Raw genomic sequence first — 23,614 nt, 5'->3', positions numbered from 1 at the left:
GCCACAATGTGTGATGTGGTGAGGACTGGTCTGTCCACCGATTCGAGGAGACGGCAAAAGCACTTGTACAGGTGAGGCCAAGTCCCTTTGTTTCGTCCTAATAGTCAGGATACGAGGCCGATCTCATAAAAAGATCATGGTCTAGCTATCCAATGCTAGGGCCGGTTGTGTCGGCTATTGGTAGAGACGTCGTTCAGGGGAGGGGTTGTATGGATCACAGATATTCAGCACCTGGCTATCGCGTCACTGTTCTTATCCTCGCGTTCTGGTGGATGTCGTCACCGTCTCACGTCTGGAGTTTTGATGCGCCGCAAACGATTTCTGGCGAACGGCATGAAGTCATCTCGCTGGCGGATGTGGCAGTGCGTGCCCTCCAGAGTAATCTGGACATCACGATCAGCCGCCAGACCAAGGAAGGTCGGCTGACCGATATCGTCCTCGAACAAGCCAAATTCGATCCTACCCTGAGTCTGAATGGGAGATATATCCGGACAGTCGATCCCCTTGAGCGTCCCGTGTTAGGAGCCACTGGTTCCGCACTCAACGAAATCACGAGGTTCGACCAGCGCAACCATTCTGTGAGCGTGGATGCCTCGACCAACCTCCTGACGGGCGGCCATTTCGACGTGAACTATAGCCCGGCAAGAAACAGAGCGAATCTTGCCGACGGATTCTTGTTCAACCCTGCATGGACAGGCGGTCTCGCTTTCACATTCACCCAGCCGTTACTCAAGAATTTCGGGGTCGCGATCAATCAGACCTTCATCAAGATCGCCCAGAATAACGCCGTGGTCGAACAGCATGTTTTTAGGGACCGGGTGTTGACCGTCATTGCCACCGTCGAACAAAACTATTGGGAACTGGTGTTTGCAAAGGAAAATGTGAAAGTGGCTCAAGCCGCGTTGAAGGCCGCCGAGGAACTCTTGGCGAACAACCGTGCCAAGGCAAAAGGCGGCGTGATGTCTGTTGTCGACGTTCTTCAGGCCGAGGCTGCGGTCGCTTCAAGGGTGGAGCAGGTCTTGGTGGCCGAAAAGGACATTCGAGATGAGGAAGATCAACTACGTCGTCTCTTGAACCCGGGTGAAGAAGATCTGCGGGAAGATGTCCGCCTCACCCCGGCTGATCCTCCCGTCACAGTTCTTGAGCCGCTCAGCCTCCAGGCAGCCATCGATACTGCGATCGAACAGCGGCCGGAGATCGTGCAAGCAAAAAAAAATGTGGAATCAGGTGAACTCAACCAACGATTCGCCCGCAATCAACTCCTCCCGACACTCTCGTTTCAAGGCACGATGGGACTCTCCGGACTCGGTGGCGACTACGGTGAGTCCTTCACGAGAAACTTCAGCGGCGACTTCTACAACTATGGGGCGGGGCTGATGCTCAGCTATCCGCTCGGTAACCGTGCCGCCATCAGTACCTATAATAAACGTAAGCTCGAGGCCAAAAACGCCGAGGCGTTCCTCTCCAGTGTTCGCCAGCAAGTTATTGTCAGCGTCCGCGAAGCGGTGCGCCGAGTTCAGACTGACTTCAAACGCATAGAAACCACCCAATCGGCGCGCATATTGGCTGAAAAACAGTTGAAAACCGAACAGGAACGATTGAAGGTGGGGCTCAGCACCACTCGGTTCGTGCTGGACTTCCAGCGTGACCTGGCAACGGCGCAGGGCAATGAGTTACGGGCTGTCATCGATTACAACAAGTCTCTGTCCAATCTGGCTCGCCATAAGGCAACCACGTTGGACCGCTATCATCTCGAACTTTGAGGGCCCTCTCGTGACGCCTTGACCAAATCGGCTCGCTCAATGAGTTTCTCAACAGCGCCAGCCAAGTTCTTATGGCTACGACCCAAGCAGCGCCCCCATTCCAAGCTATTCGAGAGTGGATCAGAAACTTTCTTCGACACGCAGGTGAGGGATTATGAAGGTCATCCGTCTCATAAGTGAACAGCTATGCCGGGTCTCCAACAGTCTGGCAGACCAGATACTTATTTGTACACGATGATACGCTCAACGGCAGAATTTCACTGCGGCACGCTGCAGACAACCAACCGTCTTCGCTTAAAGAACGTCACATCGAGGAAAGTAGGGGTTGACAGAGTCAAAAGGTCCCATGTAGTGATAGGAACTATCAGAATTAATAACCGAGGTTCGCTCCGAATAGAGGATCCTCGGTCAGAGGCCAGAGTACGTTAAATCCAGAGCCCATGGTTGCCGATCGGCGGCCATGGGCTTTTTTTTGATATCAGAAGGCACGTTCATGGCTGGTTGTTCCCTGGTGCAGAAATGGGAAGCGCACTGATGGAAGCAGTAAGACCGATGGTCAACCGAGATGGAATCAAAATCGGTCGAATCAGCACAAGCGTTGCTGCCGAACAGGCCAGGGGATGGACGGCTTCGGTGCTGATCCATACCATGGCCATGGCCGGGGCGTTGCTCCTCATGGCGGAAATTAATAAGCCGATTCTGCAAGAGACCTTTCGATGGAACGTCGCGATGGTGGAAGCGCCCACGCGATCAGAATCGGCGCCGGCCGAGCCGGTTGTACAGCCGCCTCCCTCACCCGTGAAGCCGAATCCTCCTATCCAACAGCCAAGCCAGCCGATCGCTCAACGCCCAAAGCCACCGACTCGTGAGGCCGTGGCGCCGGTGGAAACGACACGGGTCGTCAAGGACGTGGCCGCAAATGCCGAACCGGTCATGGAATATGCCGCTGCGGTGGAGTCCACGGAATCGCAAATAGTCACGTCGCAAGCCGTTGTTGCGGAGCCGGTCGCATTTTCCGCTGCACAGATCGTCGAACAGGCAGCGCCGGTTGAATCGGCAACCCCCACATTCGAGCAACGAACGGTTCAATATCGGCAGGTACGTTATCGCGAAACTCGGGCGGATTATGGCTGGCTCAGGGACACATTGTGGAGCCGCATTGAAGAACTGAAGCGGTATCCGGCGCAAGCTCGCATGAATCATTGGGAAGGTAAAGTCGTGGTGGAGGCTGTCATTCGCGACGATGGCGAAGTGGTCAGGGTGAAGATCGCGGAAACCTCAGGCAGAGCCGTTTTGGACGAGGAGGCGATGGCGGTGATGAAAAAAGCCTCCCCGTTGACGCTGAAGCATCCGTTGGGCAAACGACATATTACTCTTCTCATTCCTATCAATTATCGATTGGATGGGTAATCAGATCAAAAAGGAGACCGACATGAATCGCTGGACGATCATACGTGCGACACGGTATGTGGCTCAATCTGTCTTGGCAATAGGTGTACTGTGGATATCGACCGGTCCTGTTTGGGCGGAAAGTAAAGCCGACAGCAAATCTGAGAGAGCCTTCCATGCGTCCGCAACCGACGCCAAAGGCGTCGAGACGGACCTGAAAAACGTGATTTTCTATTGGGAGGAGAAAATCAGCGAGACCGCGTTCGTGCCTCATGAAGTCAGAGAGGTTCCGGTCAAGCGAGGAACGGCGACGGTCAAGATTAAGTTCGACAGCATCAAGTTCATCGATCTCAAACCGTCAGGAAACGGTGCGCTGCCGAATGTTTCGATCACGCTCGCGGATGGCAAGACGGGAGACTTCGTGTTGGCCATCGCGGGCAGCTTCAAAGGACAATCGGATTTCGGCGAAGTCGAGCTGGCCGCTTCAGAACTCAAGAAACTGACGTTCAAGTAGCCAAAGCACGGCAACGGCAGGTGAAATCCGAGGGGCATCCTTAGGGCGGCAGGAGAGGCACGTAGCCGAACCGGTCGTGGCGGGTCACTCCGATCGAGCGGGTAACAAAGCGGGGATGGTGTCATGAGGGGATACATTCCGACGGCGGCTGGCGCAGATGTGCGATGCCGCTGTGGTAAGCTCGTCGCTCGCTGGCAGGGAGATGAGCTCGTCATCAAATGCACTCGTTGCCGACGCTTCGTTGCCATTCATCATTCGGCCATCCGTGGAATGCCGCCCGCGGACCTCAATCCGAATCCGAGCCCATAAGCTGTTCTCAGCCCTGTATTCTGTTCTACTTGTGCTCAACTCCCGCGTCGCCGCTGATCTGTAAGACCGCAGTCTTTTTATCCATGGAGATATGGTCGGCACCACCAATGGTTGACAAGATGGTCATTAAATGATATTGAGAATACATATCATCTATACCAAAGATCAACAAAAGGTGAGCAGCCGAGTAATTGCATAGGTACGGTTCAGTAGTGAGGCCAGAGGTTGATAAGCCCGGAGCCCAAGACGTCGAAAGACATCTTGGGTTTTTTGTGTCACGCATATGTATGAGCCTGATGAAACGGGGTGTTAGTTGATGTCGATCGAGGTCGATCTGAAGACAGTGTGTGGAGCACCTGCGAATCGAATGGAGAACGGCCAGGGACAATTGTAGTCATGCAATGAGGAGAAAATATGCCGACGATCTGTAAAAAATGCAGAGGTTTGCTGATAGGGGAACTGGCGCTTGACTATTACGAAGGTCGGCATTGGAGGTGCGTCAACTGCGGCTGGTATCGGGAGGAACTCCTTGTGCGTCCAGGGAGGACTCTTGGCTTGGTGAAACACGGTCTCCACAGGTAAAGATGAGGAGCAACGAAAAGGAGGAACGCAGTATGGAAAAAATGTTCGGGCTTGATGGGGCAACGAGATTGATACTGTGCAATTGCGGTGGACTTCGTCTGGCAAGCGGGGCCGTCACCATTCACTTTGGGCGGGAGGAATTTCAGGTGTTTGCCGAATCGATACGACGTCTTGCATCGATCGTTGCAGAGCCTTCCCTCAGCCAAGCTTCGCTGGCAACACAATCCAGTGTTAATGAAGTGTGCCATTGAATCACTGAACGATACGCTATGGCGTTCAGGCGAATAGAATTGGCCGGTACGTTGATGAAATCCCGCTGAAGGGCTGCGCATGACGAGACGATATCATCGATCCCAGGACGATCTCCCCGTGTTTGTCAGTTTGGTGACTGCGATAGCCATTCTGGTCGGAACTACGGCGGTGATGTGGGTATGGTCGAACACGAAGGAGAACGCCCCAGTCGCAACCGTTGACAGAGGTCTGGGCATACCGTAGCGACAACGAGCGGCTGCTTGCTCAATAGATGTCGTGAGATGTCGTGCCGATCCCGGACAGCTGACGCTGGGTGAAGAAGTCTTCCGTCTGGGCGCTGTGTCGAGACGATCCTGCGTTGCCTGCCGGCAACACGGAATGTGTGAGGCGCACCCAACCAATTCGAGGTGAGGTCAAGCGTCGCTGGTACGTCATAATAAATGTATGGGTCTGTTCAATCGCAGGCCCAACCTATTGTCACGTCTACCAAACGACTGCCATGACCACCGATGCGCTCGATCCTCATCTGCCCCAGTCGGCGTCGACGAATGATTCGGACCTCCATGAAACGTCCTCTCTACCACCGATAACTCCGCATCGCTTCAGACTCAGAAAGTTCTGGCTCAAGCTTCATCTCTACATTGGGTTGTTCGGCGGTGGGCTCTTTGTCTTGATGAGCCTCACCGGCAGCTTCCTGGTTTTCTATAAGACGATCGATGAGTGGTTGAATCCGGCGCAGGTCACGACGAACGGGGCGGGTCCCTTTCGGCCGGTGAATGAAATCGTATTGACGGCTCAGGCAGCCGGTCCACCGGGTGCTGTGCTGGACGGGGTCGAATGGCCGTCGCACCGGAAGGGCGTCTTCATCGCCTGGCATAAGATACAGACCGGCAGTGCCGACAAGATGCGGTGGATTCAGGTCACCATCGATCCCTACACGGGATCTATGCTGACCAAGAACCGCGAGTGGGGCGCGTACGCCGTGTCTTTCATCTATGAGCTGCACCAGTCGTTGCTGATCGACACAATCGGCGAAACGATCTTGGGGTTTGCCGCCATCTTCCTGCTTGTCTCGATCGGTACCGGGTTGTACCTCTGGTGGCCGCGCCCGGGCAGGCTCCGCCAGGCAGTGACCTTCACGCCAAGCGGAAGTGTCATCCGTCGTCAGTACGAGTGGCATCGACTCACCGGCTTCTATGGAGCGCTCATCCTGGGAATGCTTGCCTTCACCGGAATCTATCTTGAATTCGGCAACTATGTTGTTCCCATCGTCCAGTTGTTTTCTCCCGTCCAAGATTTCCCCGAAGAGAACGAGGTGCGTTCTCTTCGTGAACCGGGAGCACAGATTCTGTCACCCGAGCAGGCGATCGCGCTCGCAAGGCAGGTGTTCCCTGTTGGAGAGGTACGGTACCTCGGCTTGCCTCAACAGGAACAAGGGGTCTATTCCGTCGTGTTACACCAGCCGGGCGAAGTCCGAGAGTCGAGCGGCCAAAGCCAAGTATGGTTGGACCAATATAGCGGTCAAGTGCTTCGCGTTCACGATTGGAACCGGTTCACCGGCGGAGAAACCTTCCTTGCCTGGCTGTTCCCTCTGCACAATGGTGAAGCTTTCGGCCTTACCGGACGATGGATCGTCTTCTTCGCTGGATTTATCCCACTCCTCCTCTACGTCACCGCGATGCGCATGTGGTGGCTCAAGCGGCAGGCCCACCGGAAGCAGGCATTCTAAAGCAAAATAGGTATAACGGCGAGCGTTCCGCATGTGTCACTTGCTCGATGTCAAAGCGCCGACATGAACGGTGATGTCCCCAGCACGTGAGAGCCCTCGTTACCAGTAATACGCTTCTTCCGTACAGTTTCACCTGATACTCAAATAAGGGGTTGACAAGCGGTCCTCTATACTGATATTGAGAACTCCTATCAATACTGAGCTTGAGCGCAACACTGTTGTGCTTGTGTTGCAGGGGCCGTTACACAAATCAGCGTGATCGGTAGTCGCCGCTAAAACGAGGCCAGAGGTCGTTAAGACCGGAGCCCAAGGTGTCATAGGACGCCTTGGGCTTTTTTGTTGTGCCGATTCCATTTTGAGGAGATATGCGATGACGACCCAATTCTTGAATCTTGTTGGAGCAGAGCCGGCGGTATCGCACGATGCCGGTGGTTTTGTGGGTACTCCAATTGCTTTGACGTATGGGCAGATTGCGACCTTGTTTCATCAGTACCGTGAAGAGCTCACACGCCGGCTTATCGGCATGGTGAAGTCCCGTGAGACGGCCGCCGATCTTGTGCAAGATACCTATGTGCGGCTGCTCCGATTAGGAGACCGGCATGTCGTGGAACAACCGCGCGCGCTGCTCCATCGGATTGCCGCCAATTTGGCGATCGACCACATACGAAAAGAAAAGCACAGTGTTCAAGCACTCGATTGTCTGGATACCGCGATGGCGGTGCCCTGTCAGGCTCCTTCGCCTGAGCGAGAACTATTCAGCAAGCAACGGTTTCGAATATTCCTTCAAGCCATCGAACATCTCCCTTCCCGGACGCGTGAAGCATTTCTGCTCTGTCGAGTGCATGGGTACTCCTACAAGGAGATCGCCACGCGTATGAACATCTCTGAAAGCGGTGTGGAGAAGTTGCTGATGCGTGCGCTGGACCGGAGCAGTGAAGCGCTCAAGGCGGTAGACAACGCCGAGTGAGGAAGTTGGTCCGCCGATTCGTCACACTGTAGGCGGTCTAAGGCTTCGTCGAGCCATCCGGCCGACGAAGGCGACCCATGCAGTGCACAGGCGAATCCGGCGATATGTTCCTATCTGAGAGACAAGTCCGGCTCCGAAATGAAGCCGTCGCCTGGGTCATCCGGTTGCATAATGAGCAGATTTCGCAGGAGGACCGTCGAACGTTCGACGTTTGGCACGCGCAGAGTCCTGCGCATGCCCTCATGTTCGGAAAGATCTTGGCCATATGGAACAGTTCCGAGCTGCGCGCGGCTGCCGCCACTGCGGCTGAACCGGAACCGATCTCATGCAATATGAAGACAGGGTCGCGTCGATGATGGTCGACGCCCGGCCGTGATGAGCGCAAACGTCGTGTTTGTTCTGACTGAGGCTATTTGATCCGGCCGGTATGGCTGATCGCTTCCTGCATCCCTTCTCATCCTTTTCCAACCGTGGTTTCGCTTCGAAGGCAGGTGAGGAAAAGCGTGTCGTCTTCCGTCTACAGGAGGATGTGAGCGGGAATTAAACAGGAGGCGCCGATCTGGAATGGAACGAAGAGAATTGGGCGACAACGAGCATGCTTCACGATCCCAAGAAGACAACACGCGATGGCTTCATGCGTGGTTGCCGAGTCTACGACTAGGTTTTTTGATTGTTACGCTCGTTGCTGCAGTAACCGACAACATCTTCGCGCAAGAAGACGTGCCCTCAGGCACAAAAGCCGCTCCCGGCTCGGGTGCCGGGATGCCAAGTACTACTCAACCGTCGAACAGGGAGATTGAGGCGACGTCGGCTGAGCCGGCGCGTGAGCAAATAGAAACCGAAGCTCCGAAGCCGGTCAAGGTGCCTGAAATTGTGGTGAAAGAGGCACGCGAAAGGAAAGACTCCTATACCGTTGATGAGTCGGGGAGCGCGATGAGAATACCGGTACCTATCCACGACACCCCTCGTTCCATTGATGTGGTGACGCAGCAGGTGCTGGAGGATCAAAAAGTGATTCGGTTCAGTGAGGCCCTGCGAAATGTGAGCGGGGTGTCGCAATCCAACAATCAGGGTGGCCAAAGCGGCCAGGTCATGATCCGTGGATTTGCATCGGGCCTGAACATCTTTAAGAACGGCTTTCGTGACGACGACGTATTTGGAACACGAACACAGCGAGATGTGATCAATCTGGAACGCATTGAAGTTGTAAAGGGCCCACCGTCGTATTTATACGGCCGGTCTGATCCAGGCGGCATTATCAACCAAATCACAAAGGCACCGCTGCGTAATCACTACTATTCGGCGGAAATGCTCATCGGGAGTTACGGTCTTTATCGTCCACAGTTTGATATCGGCGGACCACTGAATGCCAGTAAGACTCTGACGTTTCGGTTTAACGGCATGTTCGAATCTGCCGGCAGCTACCGAGATGGCGTCGAATCGACACGGACATTCTTGGCGCCGACGATCGGCTGGGAAATCGGGCCTAGGACCACGTTGCGTGTCGAAGGCGAATATCTCTACACTCGTGCCCCAATCGACCGTGGATTAGTAGCAATCGGCGGCGGAGTCGCGTCCATCCCGATCAGCCGCTTCCTCGGCGACCCGACACGGAAAAATGAAACCAACCATGGAAAAGCGACCATCACCCTGTTACACGAGTTCAATGATCTGTTCACCTGGCGAACCGCATTTCGATCGGCTGTAAGCCGCACACGATACTCCAGCCGTGAATCGTGGTTCTTTGTCGGAGACGAAAACGCGGGAATCCTGAATGTGGCGCAGTTTGTTATCCCGACGATCACGCAAAGTCACTACTTGCAGAATGAATTGCACGGCAAGTTTTCCACTGGTCCGATCAAGCATAAGACCATCATCGGGGTGGAACTGGGGCGCGAAGTTGATGTCGCTTCAGTATCGAGCGATTTTGGCGGAGACACCTCCAATCCAGGTGTCGTCCCTTTCAGCTTCATAAATATTTTCAATCCAGCCGACAAGTTGTTTTTGAATACCCCGCTGCTCAAATCAAGCGACACGAAAACTGTGAACAATATTCTGGGCGTCTATTTTGGGAATCATGTAAGTCTTCTCGAGAATCTCCATGTACATGGTGGCGGGCGATTTGATTACTTTAAGCAGCATCTGACTAATCGTCCCAATGATTTTGATCCGATTCAGACGGAGGACAGCCAAACGAAAACGGCATTCAGTCCGTCTGTCGGTGTGACCTATCAGCCGTGGAAGCCCGTCGCCCTTTTTGCCAACTATACGGAGTCGTTTGCGCCTCAAACAGGGGGAACCAGGAGCTTTGACGGAACGCTGTTTGAACCGGAGCGCGGCAAAGCGTATGAGGGCGGTGTCAAATTCCAATTCTTTGAGAACCGCTTGCGCGCAAAAATAGCCGCCTTTCACATCAAGAAGAAGAATGTCTTGACAACCGATCCAATAAACGGTTTCGCGTTTTCCGTGGCGACAGGTGAACAGCGCAGTGAAGGCATCGAGTTCGATGTAGCGGGACGAATTTTACCCGGCTGGGATGTTATTGCCAATTACGCCTATATCGACACACGGGTCACTGCGGATAATTCCTTCCTTACAGGAAGCCGAGTCCCCAATACTGCGTTGAATCAAGGTAGCCTCTGGACGACCTATTTTATCCAGGATGGGCCATTGAGAGGGCTCGGAGGTGGACTTGGCATGTACGCGCAGGGCAAGCGCAATGGGATATTCCAATGCCAAACTCCGGGCGACTGTCAGCAGTTCGAGCTTGCAGGATATGTCCGTATGGATGCCGCCGTGTACTACCGAAGGCCGGAAGTATTTACTCGAACGAATTTGCTTGCTGCCGTGAACTTCACCAATGTCCTCGATCAGCGGTACTTTGCGGGCACGCTTAACATCAGAGAGGTCGTCGATCCCGGAGCAGCCTTCACCATGATCGGCTCTCTGAAGTTGGAGTTCCAGTAATCCAGTCAATCGTTTGAACTATGATGGAGTGTTATTAGAAACTCCATCATAGTTCAAATGGTGCCCGACTCGTGAAAGCTCACCACGTCCCCAACGACCGTGGCGCAGTGCCCTCTCCAAAGCAAGCTGTCTTCGTTTATCTTTCAACAGAAAAGATACCGATGGGCGCACTGTGCCGAACATCGTACGATGTTTGGCTATTGGGGACGGTCCTGCCGGTAAAAAGTCATGAAGCTAGGGTGAGGGAAATACTTCGTGTTCCGTCTAAGTAGAAAAGAGTGCTTCAGTCCCCAGAGAAGGGACGCGGTTCTGCTACCGCGCGAGTCTTGATCCCTTCGATGCAGATGGCCTTCGAGCTCACCGGCTGAGGCAAGGAAAACACTACAAAGGTTCCTGCGTTCGGGATGAATCGTAGCCGTCATCTCACGCTCCTGGTGTCTCTAACGCTTGAGGATGACTCCATTGACCTCAGATGAGCATAAGCACATCGCGACACTCGTCGATCTCGCTCGTGAACGAGCGGGCCAGTTCACTGATCGATTAGCCTATAGATTCTTGGCGGATGGAGAGTCGGAAGTCTGCGAGATGACCTATGGAGAATTGGATCGCCGGGCGCGCGCAATTGCCGCCTGGCTTCAATCGTTGGGAGCCCAGGGTGAGCGGGCGATCCTCTTGTATCCGCCGGGTCTGGACTATATCGCGGCATTCTTCGGTTGCTTGTATGCAGGAGTGGTTGCCGTACCGGCGTATCCTCCGCTGCGGAAGCGCACGCTGAGGAGACTGCAAGCCGTACTCACAGACTCAGGCGCCACGGTCGCTTTGACGACCACGAAGACCCGCGCCGGCATCGATCGACTGTCCCGCCAAGATTCCACGCTGGACGAATTCTCGAAGGTGCAATGGATCGAGACCGATGCTCCGCCCGAGGGCGTCGAGAATACGTGGGAGTCTCCCGCGTTGACTCCGCAGACACTCGCCTTTCTCCAGTACACCTCGGGTTCGACCGGATCGCCGAAAGGGGTCATGGTGAGTCATGAGAATCTGTTGCACAACCAGCGCATGATTCGCGAGGCATTCGGCCACAATGAAGAGACGACGGTTCTTGGGTGGCTTCCGCTTTATCACGATATGGGACTGATCGGGAACGTGCTGCAGCCGCTCTATCTCGGCCGGCCCTGTGTACTGATGTCGCCCGTTCATTTCATGCAGAAGCCGTTTCGTTGGTTGTCCGCCATTTCCCGATATCGTGCGACGACGAGCGGCGCTCCGAATTTCGCCTATGACCTTTGCGTCCGCCAGATTTCTTCGAAAGAACGAGAATCACTTGATCTGAGCTCGTGGTCGGTGGCGTTCAATGGAGCTGAACCGATTCACGCAAGGACGCTGGATCGATTCTCGGACACGTTCGGTCCATGCGGCTTCAAACGGGAGGCCTTTTATCCCTGCTATGGGTTGGCCGAAGCGACATTATTCGTGGCCGGAGGCGAACCCGGCGCTTCCCCTGTGCTCAAGGCCGTTGAGAAACCCGCGATGGACAGAGGAGAAATGATCGAAGCGCTCCAGGCCGTCGGCTCCGCTCACCGGTTGGTCGGATGTGGGCGAACCGGCGCAGATCAGCAACTTGTCATCGTCGATCCGGACACGCGGTCGCGTCGGGCACGCGGTCAGGTCGGGGAAATCTGGGTGAAAGGTGCGAGTGTGGCGCAGGGGTACTGGAAGCGTCCCGACGTCACAGCGATCACATTCTCGGCTATGACGGCGGATACAGGGGAAGGTCCTTTTCTTCGAACGGGCGATCTCGGAGTGATGCAGAACGATGAACTGTTCGTGGTTGGAAGATTGAAGGATCTGATCATTATCCGCGGCAGAAATTATTACCCGCACGACATCGAGACGACGGCGCAAGAAAGCCATCCGTCTCTCAGGCCAAACTGCGGTGCGGCATTCTCCATCCCGGTCGACGATGAAGAACAGTTGGTCGTCGTGCAGGAAATTGCCAGTGGTCCCACCCTCGACCTCGACCATGTGACTGCGGGAATCAGCCGAGCCATCGCGGAGTATCATGAAGTGCGAGTGCACGCGGTCGTGCTGATCAAGCCAGGAACTCTCCCCAAGACTTCGAGTGGAAAAGTTCAGCGGCATCTGTGCAAGGCCAAATTCGTTGCGCAAGAACTGGAGTCCATTCGAACCACATTTCAGGAGAAAGGGAGGGATGCATGGGGCGATCCTGTCGAGACTGACATCGGCGACGGTATCACCGAGACGGTGGCCGAAATCTGGGCGCAGGTGCTCGACCGTACTCACATCGGTCCTCACGACAATTTCTTCGAACTAGGCGGAGATTCTCTGCGTGGCGCGCAAGTACTGGCCAGGTTGAAAGATATTTATGGGATTGACCTTCCTCTCGAATCTCTCTTCGATGCCCCGACGGTAGCGGGGCTGGCTGGACTCATCAAGCCGGAATATCGACCAGCTCCCTCCGTAGTGGAAAGACTCCAGAAGCCTGTGAGTCGGCAGGACGTCGTTCCGTTGTCGTTTTCGCAGGAACGATTCTGGTTTCTCGATCAGCTTTCGCCGGGTAGCTCGTTCAACAACATTCCTGTCGCCCTGAGGATCAAAGGAGCGCTCGACCTTGTCCTGCTGCAGCGAGCGCTCGCTGAAATTATGCAGCGTCACGAGATCCTTCGCGCAAGATTCACCATCCTTCACGGCCAACCGTTCCAGAGTATCACTCCGCATCTGGATCTTTTGCTGCCGGTTGAGGATCTCATGGGGATGTCCGAGCCGATTCAGGAAGAAGAAATCCGGCTGTTGACGTCGAAGGAGTCCCGTCAGCCGTTTGATCTGGCGGCGGGCCCTTTGATGCGTGTGCGGCTTATTCGGCTGAGTCAAACAGAGCATGTCCTGTCGCTCACGATCCATCACATCGTCGCCGACGGCTGGTCGATGCGCATTCTTGGTCTGGAATTGAGGCGGTTGTATCGAGCATTCAAACACGGGCTTGAATCTCCGTTGCCCGCAGTGCCGAAACAGTACTTGGATACGGTTCTCGATCAACGTGAATGTGTGGACAGCCAAGAGTGGAAACGGCAAGAGACGTATTGGCGCCAACAGCTGGAATCCGTACCGCATGTACTGACACTGCCCTATGATTTCCCGCGTCCCTCAGTCCAAGGGCAAAAGGGGGCGCGATATGCGTGGACTCTAGGCGCAGAGATGGGACGGCGGCTCCAAGCGCTTGGCCGCAGCCGGCAGGCGACGCTATTCATGACCGTTCTGGCTGCGTTCAACGTGCTGTTGGCTCGCCATAGCGGACAGTCCGACTTTTGTGTCGGCACGCCCGTGGCCAACCGATCACAGCCTGGATGCGAATCGATCATCGGCTGCTTCGTCAACACCGTCGCGTTGCGCGTCGACCTGTCCGGGAATCCTTCCTTTCTCGAGTTGCTGGCGCAGGTTCGGAAGACCGTGCTCGGCGCGCAGGCCAACCAAGACTTTCCGTTCGAGCGGTTGGTCGATGCGCTGCACGTGCCGCGCAGTCTCAGCCATACCCCGCTGTATCAGGTCATGTTGATTTTGGAAGATGAGCAGCCCGATCTCTGCCGGCTGGACGATCTGGATGTCCGTCGGATCAAGGCAAGCACACATACATCCGTCTTCGACCTCACCCTTGAGTTAGTTGCGATGGGAGACGGAACGTTGGAGGCGGTGTTTGAGTACAGCACCGATCTGTTTGCCGGGGAAACCATTGCGCGCATGGCCGGGCATTTTCAGGAACTCCTGAAGCAGATCGTGCTGAACCCCGAAGCCCGCGTAAGCGAATTCACGATGCTTTCCAAAGATGAGAGCAAGCAACTGCTGTTGGATTGGAACGAGACGGCCGCGTCCTATCCGCGTGAGAGCTGCCTCCATCACCTCTTCGAAGAGCAAGCACTGCTCTCCCCGGATGCTGTGGCGATGGTGTGGAACGGCACGTCGTACAGCTACCGGCTTCTCAACGAGCGAGCCAACAAACTCGCCCACTATCTCAGTCTGCAGGGCATCACGATGGAAAGCCGCGTGGCCATTTGTATGGAACGTTCGCTGGAGATGGTGACGGCGTTGCTGGGGGTTCTGAAAACGGGAGCGGCTTATGTGCCGATAGATCCGCTGTATCCCCAGGAACGACTCGGTTTCATGATCGAAGACAGCGGAGCGCAGTTGGTCCTCACGCAAAAGCAATTTGTCGAAACCTTTCAAAACCGGACAGTTCCGATCATCGCCCTGGATGAGACGTGGCCGTCCATTGCCGCCTTGCCCGAGATCGATTCCCGGTGGCGTACCACCCCGGAGAACCTGGCATATATTCTGTACACCTCCGGTACGACAGGCGAACCGAAGGGCATCGAAGTCTCACACCGCGCATTGGTCAATCACAGCACAGCCATGGCGAAGCATTATGGTCTTCAGCCGGCCGATCGTGTGCTGCAATTCGCCTCGATCAGCTTCGATGTCGCGGCTGAAGAGTGCTTCCCCACTTGGGCGGCTGGGGCGACGGTGGTGTTACGACCCAACGAGCCGGTTCCGGAATTTTCGGATTTCCAGCAGTTCATCAAGGACCATAGTCTCACCGTGGTGAATTTGCCGACGCCATACTGGGCCGAATGGATTGAAGCGATTGAGCAAAGCAAATCCGCTCTTCCGAGCGCGCTCCGCTTGGTGATCGTCGGAAGTGAGAAGGCCTTGCCGGATAGTCTGGTTCGATGGCAGCGGCTTGCCGGTGAGCGCATGGCGTGGTGCAACTCGTATGGACCGACCGAAACGACGATCACGGCGAGCTATTTCGTGCCGGAACGACAGAAGGATTGGATCTCGGCATCCACCGTGCCGATCGGCCGACCCATCGCGAACGTCCAACTTTATGTCCTCGACCCGGCGTTGCAGCCGGTTCCGATCGGAGTAGCCGGAGAGCTCTATATCGGCGGGACGGGCTTAGCCAGAGGGTACCATCGCCAACCGGCCCGGACTGCCGAACAGTTTGTCCCGCACTGTTTCAGTCGAGAACCTGGCGCTCGCTTGTATCGGACGGGAGACAGGGTGCGGCGGATGGCGGACGGCAATGTGGAATTTCTTGGGCGATACGATGACCAGATAAAGATTCGGGGGTTCCGGGTGGAACCGGCCGAAATTGAGTTTTGGATGAAGCGACATCCGGCTGTGAAGGATGCGCGGGTGCTGTGGGAATCGAGCGATCAGCCGGACTGGACGGCGGTCATGGATGCACTGACGGACGAAGAACAGAACAGAGTCTTGAAAGAGGTGGAGTCATTGACGGCGGTCGAGGCGCAATGGGTGTACGACCTGGAGACAGATACTGAGGCGCGGAGGAAAACTGTGATCCAAAGAAGATCCGAGTTCGATTGCTATCTCAAGATCAACAAGGAAGAGTTCCTGAACCCTCCACGCAAGAATCAGCGCAATTGGCTTGTGCGCCGCGCGCTCGATGAATTCTCGGATGATCTGATCCAACTCGACGACATTGCCAAGCGCTTCGTGTCCGGTTCGGATCGAATCGATATCGAACGAACCTGGTCGGAAAGCCAGGCGGAATACAAGGCAACGGAGTTGATCATCGAGGGACAGCAGGTCATGCAGGACTGGGAAACGCCGCTGATGAAGGCGATGGCCGACATCGCGACGGAATCGGGCGGGGAGGTGCTCGAAGTCGGATTCGGAATGGGAATCTCGGCTTCTTTTATCCAAGAAAGGCGCCCCAAGTCGCATACGATCATCGAGTTCAATCAGGAAGTTATGACCGCCTTTGAACAGTGGCGAAGTCGCTTTCCCGATCGTGACATCCGATTGGTGCGGGGGCGCTGGCAGGACGTTGTGGAAGGGCTTTCGGAGTTCGACAGCGTCTTCTTCGATGCGTATCCCGCCAGTGAAGCGGAGTTCGAGGAGTCGGTCGTCAACAGCATCACCTTTGCCGAGTCATTCATTCCCGCGGCGGCCAAACTTCTTCGACCCGGCGGCGTCTTGACCTACTACACGAATGAGATCGATTCCTTCAGCCGGCGGCACCAGCGATTCCTGTTCAAGCATTTTAGTTCGTTCACGCTCAGCGTCGTGCGATCGCTGCGACCGCCTGAGGACTGCCACTATTGGTGGGCGGATTCGATGGCCGTTGTGAAGGCGGTGAAATGAAATGGCGGAGTGTATCCAACGAATCCATCAGCTGACCGACCCGCAGCGGCAACTCCTTCTCCACCGTTTGGGGAAGCCGGCGGGTGTGCGATTTGGGGAGTCACGATTGGTGGGCTGCGTCGTTCCTCGGATCGACACCGACACGACCGCGCATGAACTTCGGAGTTTCCTTGCCGAACGTCTGCCCGGGTACATGATTCCCACTGCGTGGGTATTCGTGGATGCCTTTCCGCTCACGTCACGTGGAAAGGTGGATCGTCAGGCTCTGAAGGGACTGACCGGACGGATTCAGAAAACGGCAGCGGCATCGATGCCGCTGCAGACCGATACCGAACGGGCCATTGCGGAAATTTGGAAAGAAGTTCTCGGTCTCCAGTCAGTCGGCCGACACGACAATTTTTTTGATCTGGGAGGACATTCCCTTCTCCTGGGCAAAGTGTTGACCCGAGTTCGTTCACTGGGCACACGACCCTTGGTGATGATGGATTTGTTTCAGTATCCCACCGTGCAGACGCTTGCCGCCCATGTCGCCGGTGAGGGTGCTCTCAGAGAAAATCGTGATTCGTTGGGTCAAGTCGAACAGACACAACAGGTGAAGGAACGGCATGTTGCGGGTGCGCAACGGTTGAAGCGGCAGCGCGAACAACGACGGACGATGACACGTGGCATCTGAGATGGATCGAAACGACGGCGAGCAGACCAGCGAGCACGATGGATTGGACATTGCCGTGATCGGGTTGGCCTGTCGCTTCCCCGGCAGCCAAAACAGCACGGCATTTTGGACCAATCTGCGCGACGGAGTCGAATCGATTGCTGCTCTCAGCGAGGAGGATTTGCGATCCGCAGGCGTTCAGGAACGCCTGCGTCATGATCCGAACTATGTCCGCATGCGAGGCATCATCGAAGGGATCGATCTCTTCGATGCCGAGTTCTTCGGCGTGACACCCAAAGAGGCCGAGCTGATGGATCCGCAGCATCGGCTGTTTCTCGAATGCGCGTGGGAGACGTTCGAGCATGCGGGATATGACCCGGAACGGTTCCACGGAGCGATCGGCGTGTATGCGGGCTCCAGCACCAGTGGCTACCTGTTCAATCTTTTTCCTGAGGGCGTCCTATTGCAGTCGGCCTCCGATATGGCGGGACTGCTTGGCGTGGAGAAGGATTCGCTGCCCACCCGCGTGTCCTACAAATTGAATCTGGAAGGGCCAAGCATCGCGGTCCAGACCGCCTGTTCCACTTCCCTGGTCGCCGTCCACCTGGCCTGTCAGGGGTTGCTCGCAGGTGAATGCGACATGGCTCTGGCGGGAGGTATCTCCGTCAATGTGCCGCAAAAGGTCGGCTATCTCTATCAGAAGAGCGGAATTGCCTCTCCCGATGGACACTGTCGGGCCTTCGATGCGGATGCGCGCGGAACGGTCGGAGGAAGCGGAGTGGGAATCGTACTCTTGAAGCGATTGGAAGAGGCGCGAATCGACGGCGACCATATTTTGGCGGTGATCAAGGGGACCGCGATCAATAACGATGGAGCGCATAAGGTCGGGTACACCGCCCCGCGAGTTGAAGGGCAGGCCAAGGTGATCCGAGCGGCGCATGTAGCCGCCAGGGTTGAGCCGGAATCGATACGATATGTCGAGGCACACGGTACCGGGACCCCCATGGGCGATCCGATTGAAGTGGCGGCGCTCACCCGGGCATTTCGCACCGGCACGGACCGAAACGGCTTCTGTGCCATCGGATCAGTGAAGACCAACATCGGGCACCTCGATGCAGCGGCAGGGATCGCAGGGCTGATCAAGGCAGCCCTCGCCCTGTCGCACAAACAGATTCCTCCCAGCCTGCACTTTTCTTCCCAGAACCCGGAAATCGATTTTGCCAAGACTCCATTTTATGTCAATACGAAATTGACTGACTGGAATGCGCACGACGGCCCTCGGCGTGCCGGTGTCAGTTCATTTGGCCTCGGCGGCACCAATGCGCATGTGGTCATGGAGGAAGCACCGTCTGTCGAACGCGATTCTCATCGTGTCGAGAGACGCCAGCGACTCATCACCCTGTCCGCCAAATCCGACTCGGCACTGAACGAGATGGCGGTCCGCATGGCCGCCCATCTCCGGCAACACCCTGAAACCGAGTTGGAGAATGTCGCCTATACATTGCAGACCGGCCGGAGGGCATTTCCGTATCGCCGATGGGCCGTAGCCGACAACGTCGAAGCGGCGGTGCGCATATTGAGCCGGCCGGATTCCAAGAACGCGAGTTGTCAGGCCGGCGAACCAAGGCCGGTGGTGTTTTTGTTTTCAGGGCAGGGTGCCCAGTATCGCAAGATGGGCCGCGGCCTCTATGCCCAGCAACCGACCTTCCGCGAACAGGTAGACCGATGCGGAGCCATTCTCAGTTCCCACATCGGGATGGATATCAAGTCGATTCTGTTTGACGAGTATTCGGAGGATCCGGACAGACTCAACCGTACTGCCTTTACGCAACCGGCCTTATTCGTGCTGGAGTATGCGCTTGCCAAACTCTGGATGAGCCTCGGTGTGCATCCTCAAGGCATGATTGGACACAGTGTCGGGGAGTATGTGGCCGCCTGTCTGTCCGGTGTCTTCTCGCTCGAAGATGCGCTGCGGTTGGTCGCCCTTCGCGGGCGTCTCATGCAAACCATGCCACCGGGTTCGATGCTGGCGGTCTCCATGACGGAAGTTGATGCAACAGCTCTCCTGCACGAAGAGTTGGACCTGGCGGCGGTCAATGCGCCCAAGCAGTGTGTCCTGTCCGGACCAGAGGCCGCTATCAAAAATCTGCAGGACACATTGAGCAGAAAAGGCATACAGAGCGTACGACTCCAAACCTCCCATGCGTTCCATTCGCGCCAGATGGACCCCATGCTGGAATCCTTCAACGCACAAGTTGCGGGTGTGGCGCGTCACAGTCCGACGATTCCGTGGGTTTCAAACGTGACCGGCGATTGGATCATGCCCGCTCAAGCCATGGATCCGTCGTACTGGACCAATCATTTGCGAAGGACTGTCCGTTTCGCCGACGGTATCGAGACGCTGTGCCGGAAACCGGAGCGCATTCTGCTCGAGGTAGGACCGGGGCAAACGTTGTGTTCATTGGTTCAACGTCAGATCGACGGACGCCCGGTCATGGCACTGGCTTCATTGAGAACGTCGCCCAACGAATCATCGGAAGCCTCCGAACCTTCGAGTTTTCTCGAAGCGGTCGGAAGTCTCTGGGCAACCGGCATGCCGATCGATTGGTCAGGGTTGTATCAAGGCGAACACCCGCGGCGGCTTCCCTTGCCCACCTATCCATTTGAACGCCGCCGGTTCTGGGTAGAACCGATCAAGCGCTTGTCTGGAGCGGGCCAGACAACCGTGCCTGCCAGGAAGCCGAATATCAGCGACTGGTTTTATGAATCGTCGTGGAAACGATCGACCGCGCGTCAACCGGCAGAGCCTGCGCACGACGGTTCGTGGTTGGTCTTTGTCGATGAGGGGGGTACTGAGACTCGAATTGTCCAGCGATTGGAGTCAGCCGGTCAGCCGGTTGTGACGGTATCGGCCGGTGAGCGATATGGACGGCTCACGAAACGCATGTATTCGATCCGACCGGGGGTTCGTGAAGATTACCACACATTGATTCAGGATTTGCGTGAGCAAGGGCTGTGGCCGACACGAGTGGTGCATTGTTGGAATCTGCATTCCGTCGACAGTTCGTTAACCGTCGAAACCTTCCGCCACGCGCAAGACCGAGGATTCTACAGCCTTCTGTTCCTCTCACAGGCCTTGGGAAGCAGAACGTCAGCGGAGCCGACCGACATCTGCGTTCTGACATCCGGGTTGCATGATGTCACCGGTGAAGAAGCATTGCATCCGGAGCTCGCTCCTATTCTGGGGGCTTGCAGGGTGATTCCTCAGGAATACGTCAATCTCACCTGTCGTGTGGTCGATCTTGAAACATCGAAGGATGGAGAGCAACTGCTGACAGAGAGCGTGGTCGCCCGACTTCTGGCCGAACACACCGATCGACGGAATGAACCTGTCGTGGCGTATCGGGGAACACACCGATGGATTCAGTCTTTCGAGCCGATGAAGCTCGACCATCCGAATGAACGGCCGGCCCTGCTGCGGACGCATGGCGTGTATCTCATCACGGGCGGACTTGGAGGAGTCGGTCTTCAACTCGCGGACTATTTAGCTCGGACGGTCATGGCACGTCTCGTGTTAGTAGGCCGCTCGGAGCCGACGACGGAGCAGGTGCAGCGATTGAAGACGCTTGAACAGGCTGGCGGCGCAATTCTCACCATTCAGGCGGATGTGGCGGATCCGGAGCAGATGCGTGCGGCATTGGCACAGGCTGTGGATCGGTTCGGCCAGATGCACGGAGTCATTCATGCCGCCGGTGTACCGGGCGGAGGGTTGATCGATCTCAAAACCGAGGAGGCTGCGGAGGCAGAGTTTAGCCCCAAGATTGCCGGAGCGCTCGTCCTCGACCATGTGTTGCGTGACAGACCCCTGGATTTCATCTGCTTGTGTTCCTCGTTGAATGCCTTGACGGGAGGAGTGGGCCAAGTCGCCTATTGTGCCGCCAATTCCACCTTGGATGCGATGGCTCACGCATTCTCAAAGCGCGGGTCGCGCGTCATCTCGGTGAATTTCGATCGCTGGAATCAGATTGGAATGGCTGTACAGGCCGAAGCACGGCTGAAGGCCTTGCAGATCGAAGCTTCGGAGTTTGACGGCATGGCGGCGTCGGAAGCACAAGACGTATTCGGGCGGATACTGCACGGATGGACTTCACCACAGGTGATCGTTTCTGTTCGTGACTGTTCCTCCTTAGTGAGGCAGAGCGCGGAAGCTGCGCTGTCGAAGGTCGTTGGCTTCACGGCCAAGAGAGGAGACTCGAGCCGTGACGTGTCCGGTGGCAAGGCGAACCAGACGGTCGGCGCAACGATCGAGGAAACGGTGACGCTAGTGTGGCAAGAGATTCTCGGGGTCGATCATGTCGGTCTGCATGACGACTTCTTCACGTTGGGCGGCGAATCGTTGGCCGCTCTGCAGATCTTGAACCGCGTGCAGGACATGTTCGGCATGGAGGTGTCGCTCAAAAAGTTTTTTGAGCATCCAACGGTCGCCGGACTCTCCGCACAAATCCGGCTCGAACAAGAGAGCGGCATCACGATGGTACCGGACATTGTTCCGCTTCCCAGAAAAATCCGTCCTCAACGGATGGGTACCATCAATTCTGGCGTCTCAGGCAGACCGGAGTTATGAGGAACACGCGACCATGAGCTTGCTCCGCTTCTTGTACCGGAATTCCTGGCGACTGGTCATGCTCTCCATGGTCGCCGGACTGATCAGCGGCCTGGCAAGCGCGGGCATCATCGCCTTTATCAATTCTGCGCTGGAAGAGAGTCAGCGCACGGTGGCGCTCGGCATGAGTTTTCTGGGAGGAGTCGTGCTCGTGGTGGTCACGAAGGCCTTTTCGGAGGTGGTGCTGACACGATTAGGCCAAGACATCATCGCACAGTTGCGGGTACACCTCAGTGAACAGATTCTTCGTGCGCCTCTCCGACACGTGCAGGAACTTGGTCGCCATCGATTGCTGGCTGCGCTTAATGAAGATACGGATGTCATCGCTCAGGCCTATGTGCAAATTCCGTTGATTTGTGTGAACGGCGCGACGGTCGTCGGATGCCTGGCGTATCTCGGGTGGCTTTCTTGGCCGGTGCTGGCCATCGTCCTCGGCTTCATGCTCTTCGGCGCGCTGTCGTTCCAAGCGCAGGAAAAGCAGGCCCTCCACTCGTTCAAACAGGCTCGAGAAACCAACGACACCCTGTTTCGCCATTTTCAATCGATCCTCGAGGGCATCAAAGAGCTCAAGCTTCACCGCGAACGCCGCCAGGCATTTCTCGCCACCGCTCTCCGCCCGACCGTAACGGCCTACAAGCGGGACTTCGTCAAGGGTATGACGGTGTACGCTATTGCCACGAACTGGGGCATGTTCTTGTTCTATGCGGTGATCGGACTCGCTCTGTTTATCCTGCCTGAGTGGCTGGCGCTGACCCCACAGGCCATCGCGGGAGCGACGCTCGTGCTCCTTTATATGATGGGGCCGTTCGCCCAAATCGTCGAAACTCTGCCGAGTGTCGGACGCGCGGATGTCGCGCTGGAGAAAGTGGAAGCGTTGGGGTTGTCCCTCGAAACGGCTTCGGCTCAGGACCGCGTCGAGGAAAGCGGACAGATCACGAAGAAAGACTCGGGAGGCCCCGTTCTCGACACCACGTGGAAGCGTCTCGAGATGGTCGGTGTCACGCACCGATACTATCGGGAACAGGAAGGGGGGAGTTTTCATCTCGGTCCGATCGAACTCAACTTCACCCCGGGCGAACTGGTCTTTCTGGTCGGCGGCAACGGCAGCGGAAAGACGACCCTCGCCCTGCTCCTGCTGGGTCTCTACGCGCCGGAATCGGGAACGATTCGTCTCGACGGGATTCCGATCGACGAGATCAATCGCGAAAACTACCGTCAACTGTTCTCCGCCGTCTTTTCCGATTACCACCTCTTCGACACGCTGTTCGGTTTGAACAGGGCGGGCCTCGATGGGCAAGCGCAGGAATACCTGGACCGGTTGCAGCTGCGCGACAAGGTTCAGATCAGAGACGGAGAGTTCTCCACGCAGTCGCTTTCACAGGGGCAACGCAAGCGCCTGGCCTTGCTGACGGCCTATCTCGAAGACCGGCCATTCTATGTGTTCGATGAATGGGCGGCCGATCAGGATCCGGTGTTTCGCCGGGTGTTCTATGAAGAGCTGTTGCCCGATTTGAAGGCTCGCGGCAAAACGGCATTGGTCATTACCCATGATGATCAGTACTTCTCGATCGCCGACCGATGCCTTCGGATGGATTTGGGGAAGATCACAACGGTGACGGAAGGAGTGGGCGCATTTCGATAATC

At 56.2% G+C, this 23,614-nt stretch carries 12 protein-coding genes; all 12 read left to right on the top strand.

The window, feature by feature from the left end; genetic code table 11:
• Nucleotides 1-209: 209 nt before the first annotated feature.
• Nucleotides 210-1,763: a TolC family protein gene (locus H8K04_10665; protein ID UVT14324.1), complete on the top strand. Its 1,554-nt coding sequence runs from the start codon at nt 210-212 to the stop codon at nt 1,761-1,763.
• A 534-nt stretch (nt 1,764-2,297) separates the two neighbouring features.
• A complete protein-coding gene (locus H8K04_10660) occupies nt 2,298-3,173 on the top strand; it encodes an energy transducer TonB (protein ID UVT14323.1) in 876 nt (291 codons plus the stop codon).
• A gap of 22 nt (nt 3,174-3,195) precedes the next feature.
• Nucleotides 3,196-3,666 carry a hypothetical protein gene (locus H8K04_10655; GenBank protein ID UVT14322.1) on the top strand — a complete coding sequence of 157 codons (471 nt, stop codon included), beginning with the start codon at nt 3,196-3,198 and terminating at the stop codon, nt 3,664-3,666.
• Nucleotides 3,667-4,589: 923 nt separating this feature from the next.
• Complete coding sequence (locus H8K04_10650) at nt 4,590-4,808, top strand: hypothetical protein (protein UVT14321.1); 219 nt, start codon at nt 4,590-4,592, stop codon at nt 4,806-4,808.
• Nucleotides 4,809-5,308: 500 nt separating this feature from the next.
• Entirely contained in the window at nt 5,309-6,538 is a 1,230-nt protein-coding gene (locus tag H8K04_10645; GenBank protein ID UVT14320.1) for a PepSY domain-containing protein, read from the top strand.
• 370 nt (nt 6,539-6,908) lie between these two features.
• Complete coding sequence (locus H8K04_10640) at nt 6,909-7,505, top strand: RNA polymerase sigma factor (protein ID UVT14319.1); 597 nt, start codon at nt 6,909-6,911, stop codon at nt 7,503-7,505.
• Between the two features lie 77 nt (nt 7,506-7,582).
• Nucleotides 7,583-7,861 (top strand): FecR/PupR family sigma factor regulator, encoded by a 279-nt coding sequence (locus H8K04_10635; GenBank protein UVT14318.1) that lies wholly within the window; start codon nt 7,583-7,585, stop codon nt 7,859-7,861.
• Nucleotides 7,862-8,069: 208 nt separating this feature from the next.
• Nucleotides 8,070-10,472, top strand: coding sequence for a TonB-dependent siderophore receptor (locus tag H8K04_10630; GenBank protein ID UVT14317.1), 2,403 nt, complete (start codon nt 8,070-8,072; stop codon nt 10,470-10,472).
• A gap of 462 nt (nt 10,473-10,934) precedes the next feature.
• Entirely contained in the window at nt 10,935-16,655 is a 5,721-nt protein-coding gene (locus H8K04_10625) for an amino acid adenylation domain-containing protein (GenBank protein ID UVT14316.1), read from the top strand.
• A gap of 1 nt (nt 16,656) precedes the next feature.
• The gene (locus H8K04_10620; protein UVT14315.1) at nt 16,657-17,328 is read left to right on the top strand and encodes a hypothetical protein; all 672 of its coding nucleotides are present in this window, start codon (nt 16,657-16,659) and stop codon (nt 17,326-17,328) included.
• Complete coding sequence (locus H8K04_10615; protein UVT14314.1) at nt 17,318-21,931, top strand: SDR family NAD(P)-dependent oxidoreductase; 4,614 nt, start codon at nt 17,318-17,320, stop codon at nt 21,929-21,931. Before H8K04_10620 ends, H8K04_10615 begins: the two co-directional genes overlap by 11 nt.
• 13 nt (nt 21,932-21,944) lie before the next feature.
• Nucleotides 21,945-23,612, top strand: coding sequence for a cyclic peptide export ABC transporter (locus H8K04_10610; protein UVT14313.1), 1,668 nt, complete (start codon nt 21,945-21,947; stop codon nt 23,610-23,612).
• Nucleotides 23,613-23,614: the final 2 nt, after the last annotated feature.

This window comes from Nitrospira sp. (assembly GCA_024760525.1).
Lineage (GTDB): Bacteria > Nitrospirota > Nitrospiria > Nitrospirales > Nitrospiraceae > Nitrospira_D.
This window is presented reverse-complemented; position numbering and strand designations above follow the sequence as displayed.

Excerpts from the sequence above, each read along its gene's own strand:
- H8K04_10665 (UVT14324.1), top strand. The coding sequence starts at position 210 with ATGGATCACAGATATTCAGCACCTGGCTATCGCGTCACTGTTCTTATC.
- H8K04_10660 (UVT14323.1), top strand. The coding sequence starts at position 2,298 with ATGGAAGCAGTAAGACCGATGGTCAACCGAGATGGAATCAAAATCGGT.
- H8K04_10655 (UVT14322.1), top strand. The coding sequence starts at position 3,196 with ATGAATCGCTGGACGATCATACGTGCGACACGGTATGTGGCTCAATCT.
- H8K04_10650 (UVT14321.1), top strand. The coding sequence starts at position 4,590 with ATGGAAAAAATGTTCGGGCTTGATGGGGCAACGAGATTGATACTGTGC.
- H8K04_10645 (UVT14320.1), top strand. The coding sequence starts at position 5,309 with ATGACCACCGATGCGCTCGATCCTCATCTGCCCCAGTCGGCGTCGACG.
- H8K04_10640 (UVT14319.1), top strand. The coding sequence starts at position 6,909 with ATGACGACCCAATTCTTGAATCTTGTTGGAGCAGAGCCGGCGGTATCG.
- H8K04_10635 (UVT14318.1), top strand. The coding sequence starts at position 7,583 with ATGCAGTGCACAGGCGAATCCGGCGATATGTTCCTATCTGAGAGACAA.
- H8K04_10630 (UVT14317.1), top strand. The coding sequence starts at position 8,070 with ATGGAACGAAGAGAATTGGGCGACAACGAGCATGCTTCACGATCCCAA.
- H8K04_10620 (UVT14315.1), top strand. The coding sequence starts at position 16,657 with ATGGCGGAGTGTATCCAACGAATCCATCAGCTGACCGACCCGCAGCGG.
- H8K04_10610 (UVT14313.1), top strand. The coding sequence starts at position 21,945 with ATGAGCTTGCTCCGCTTCTTGTACCGGAATTCCTGGCGACTGGTCATG.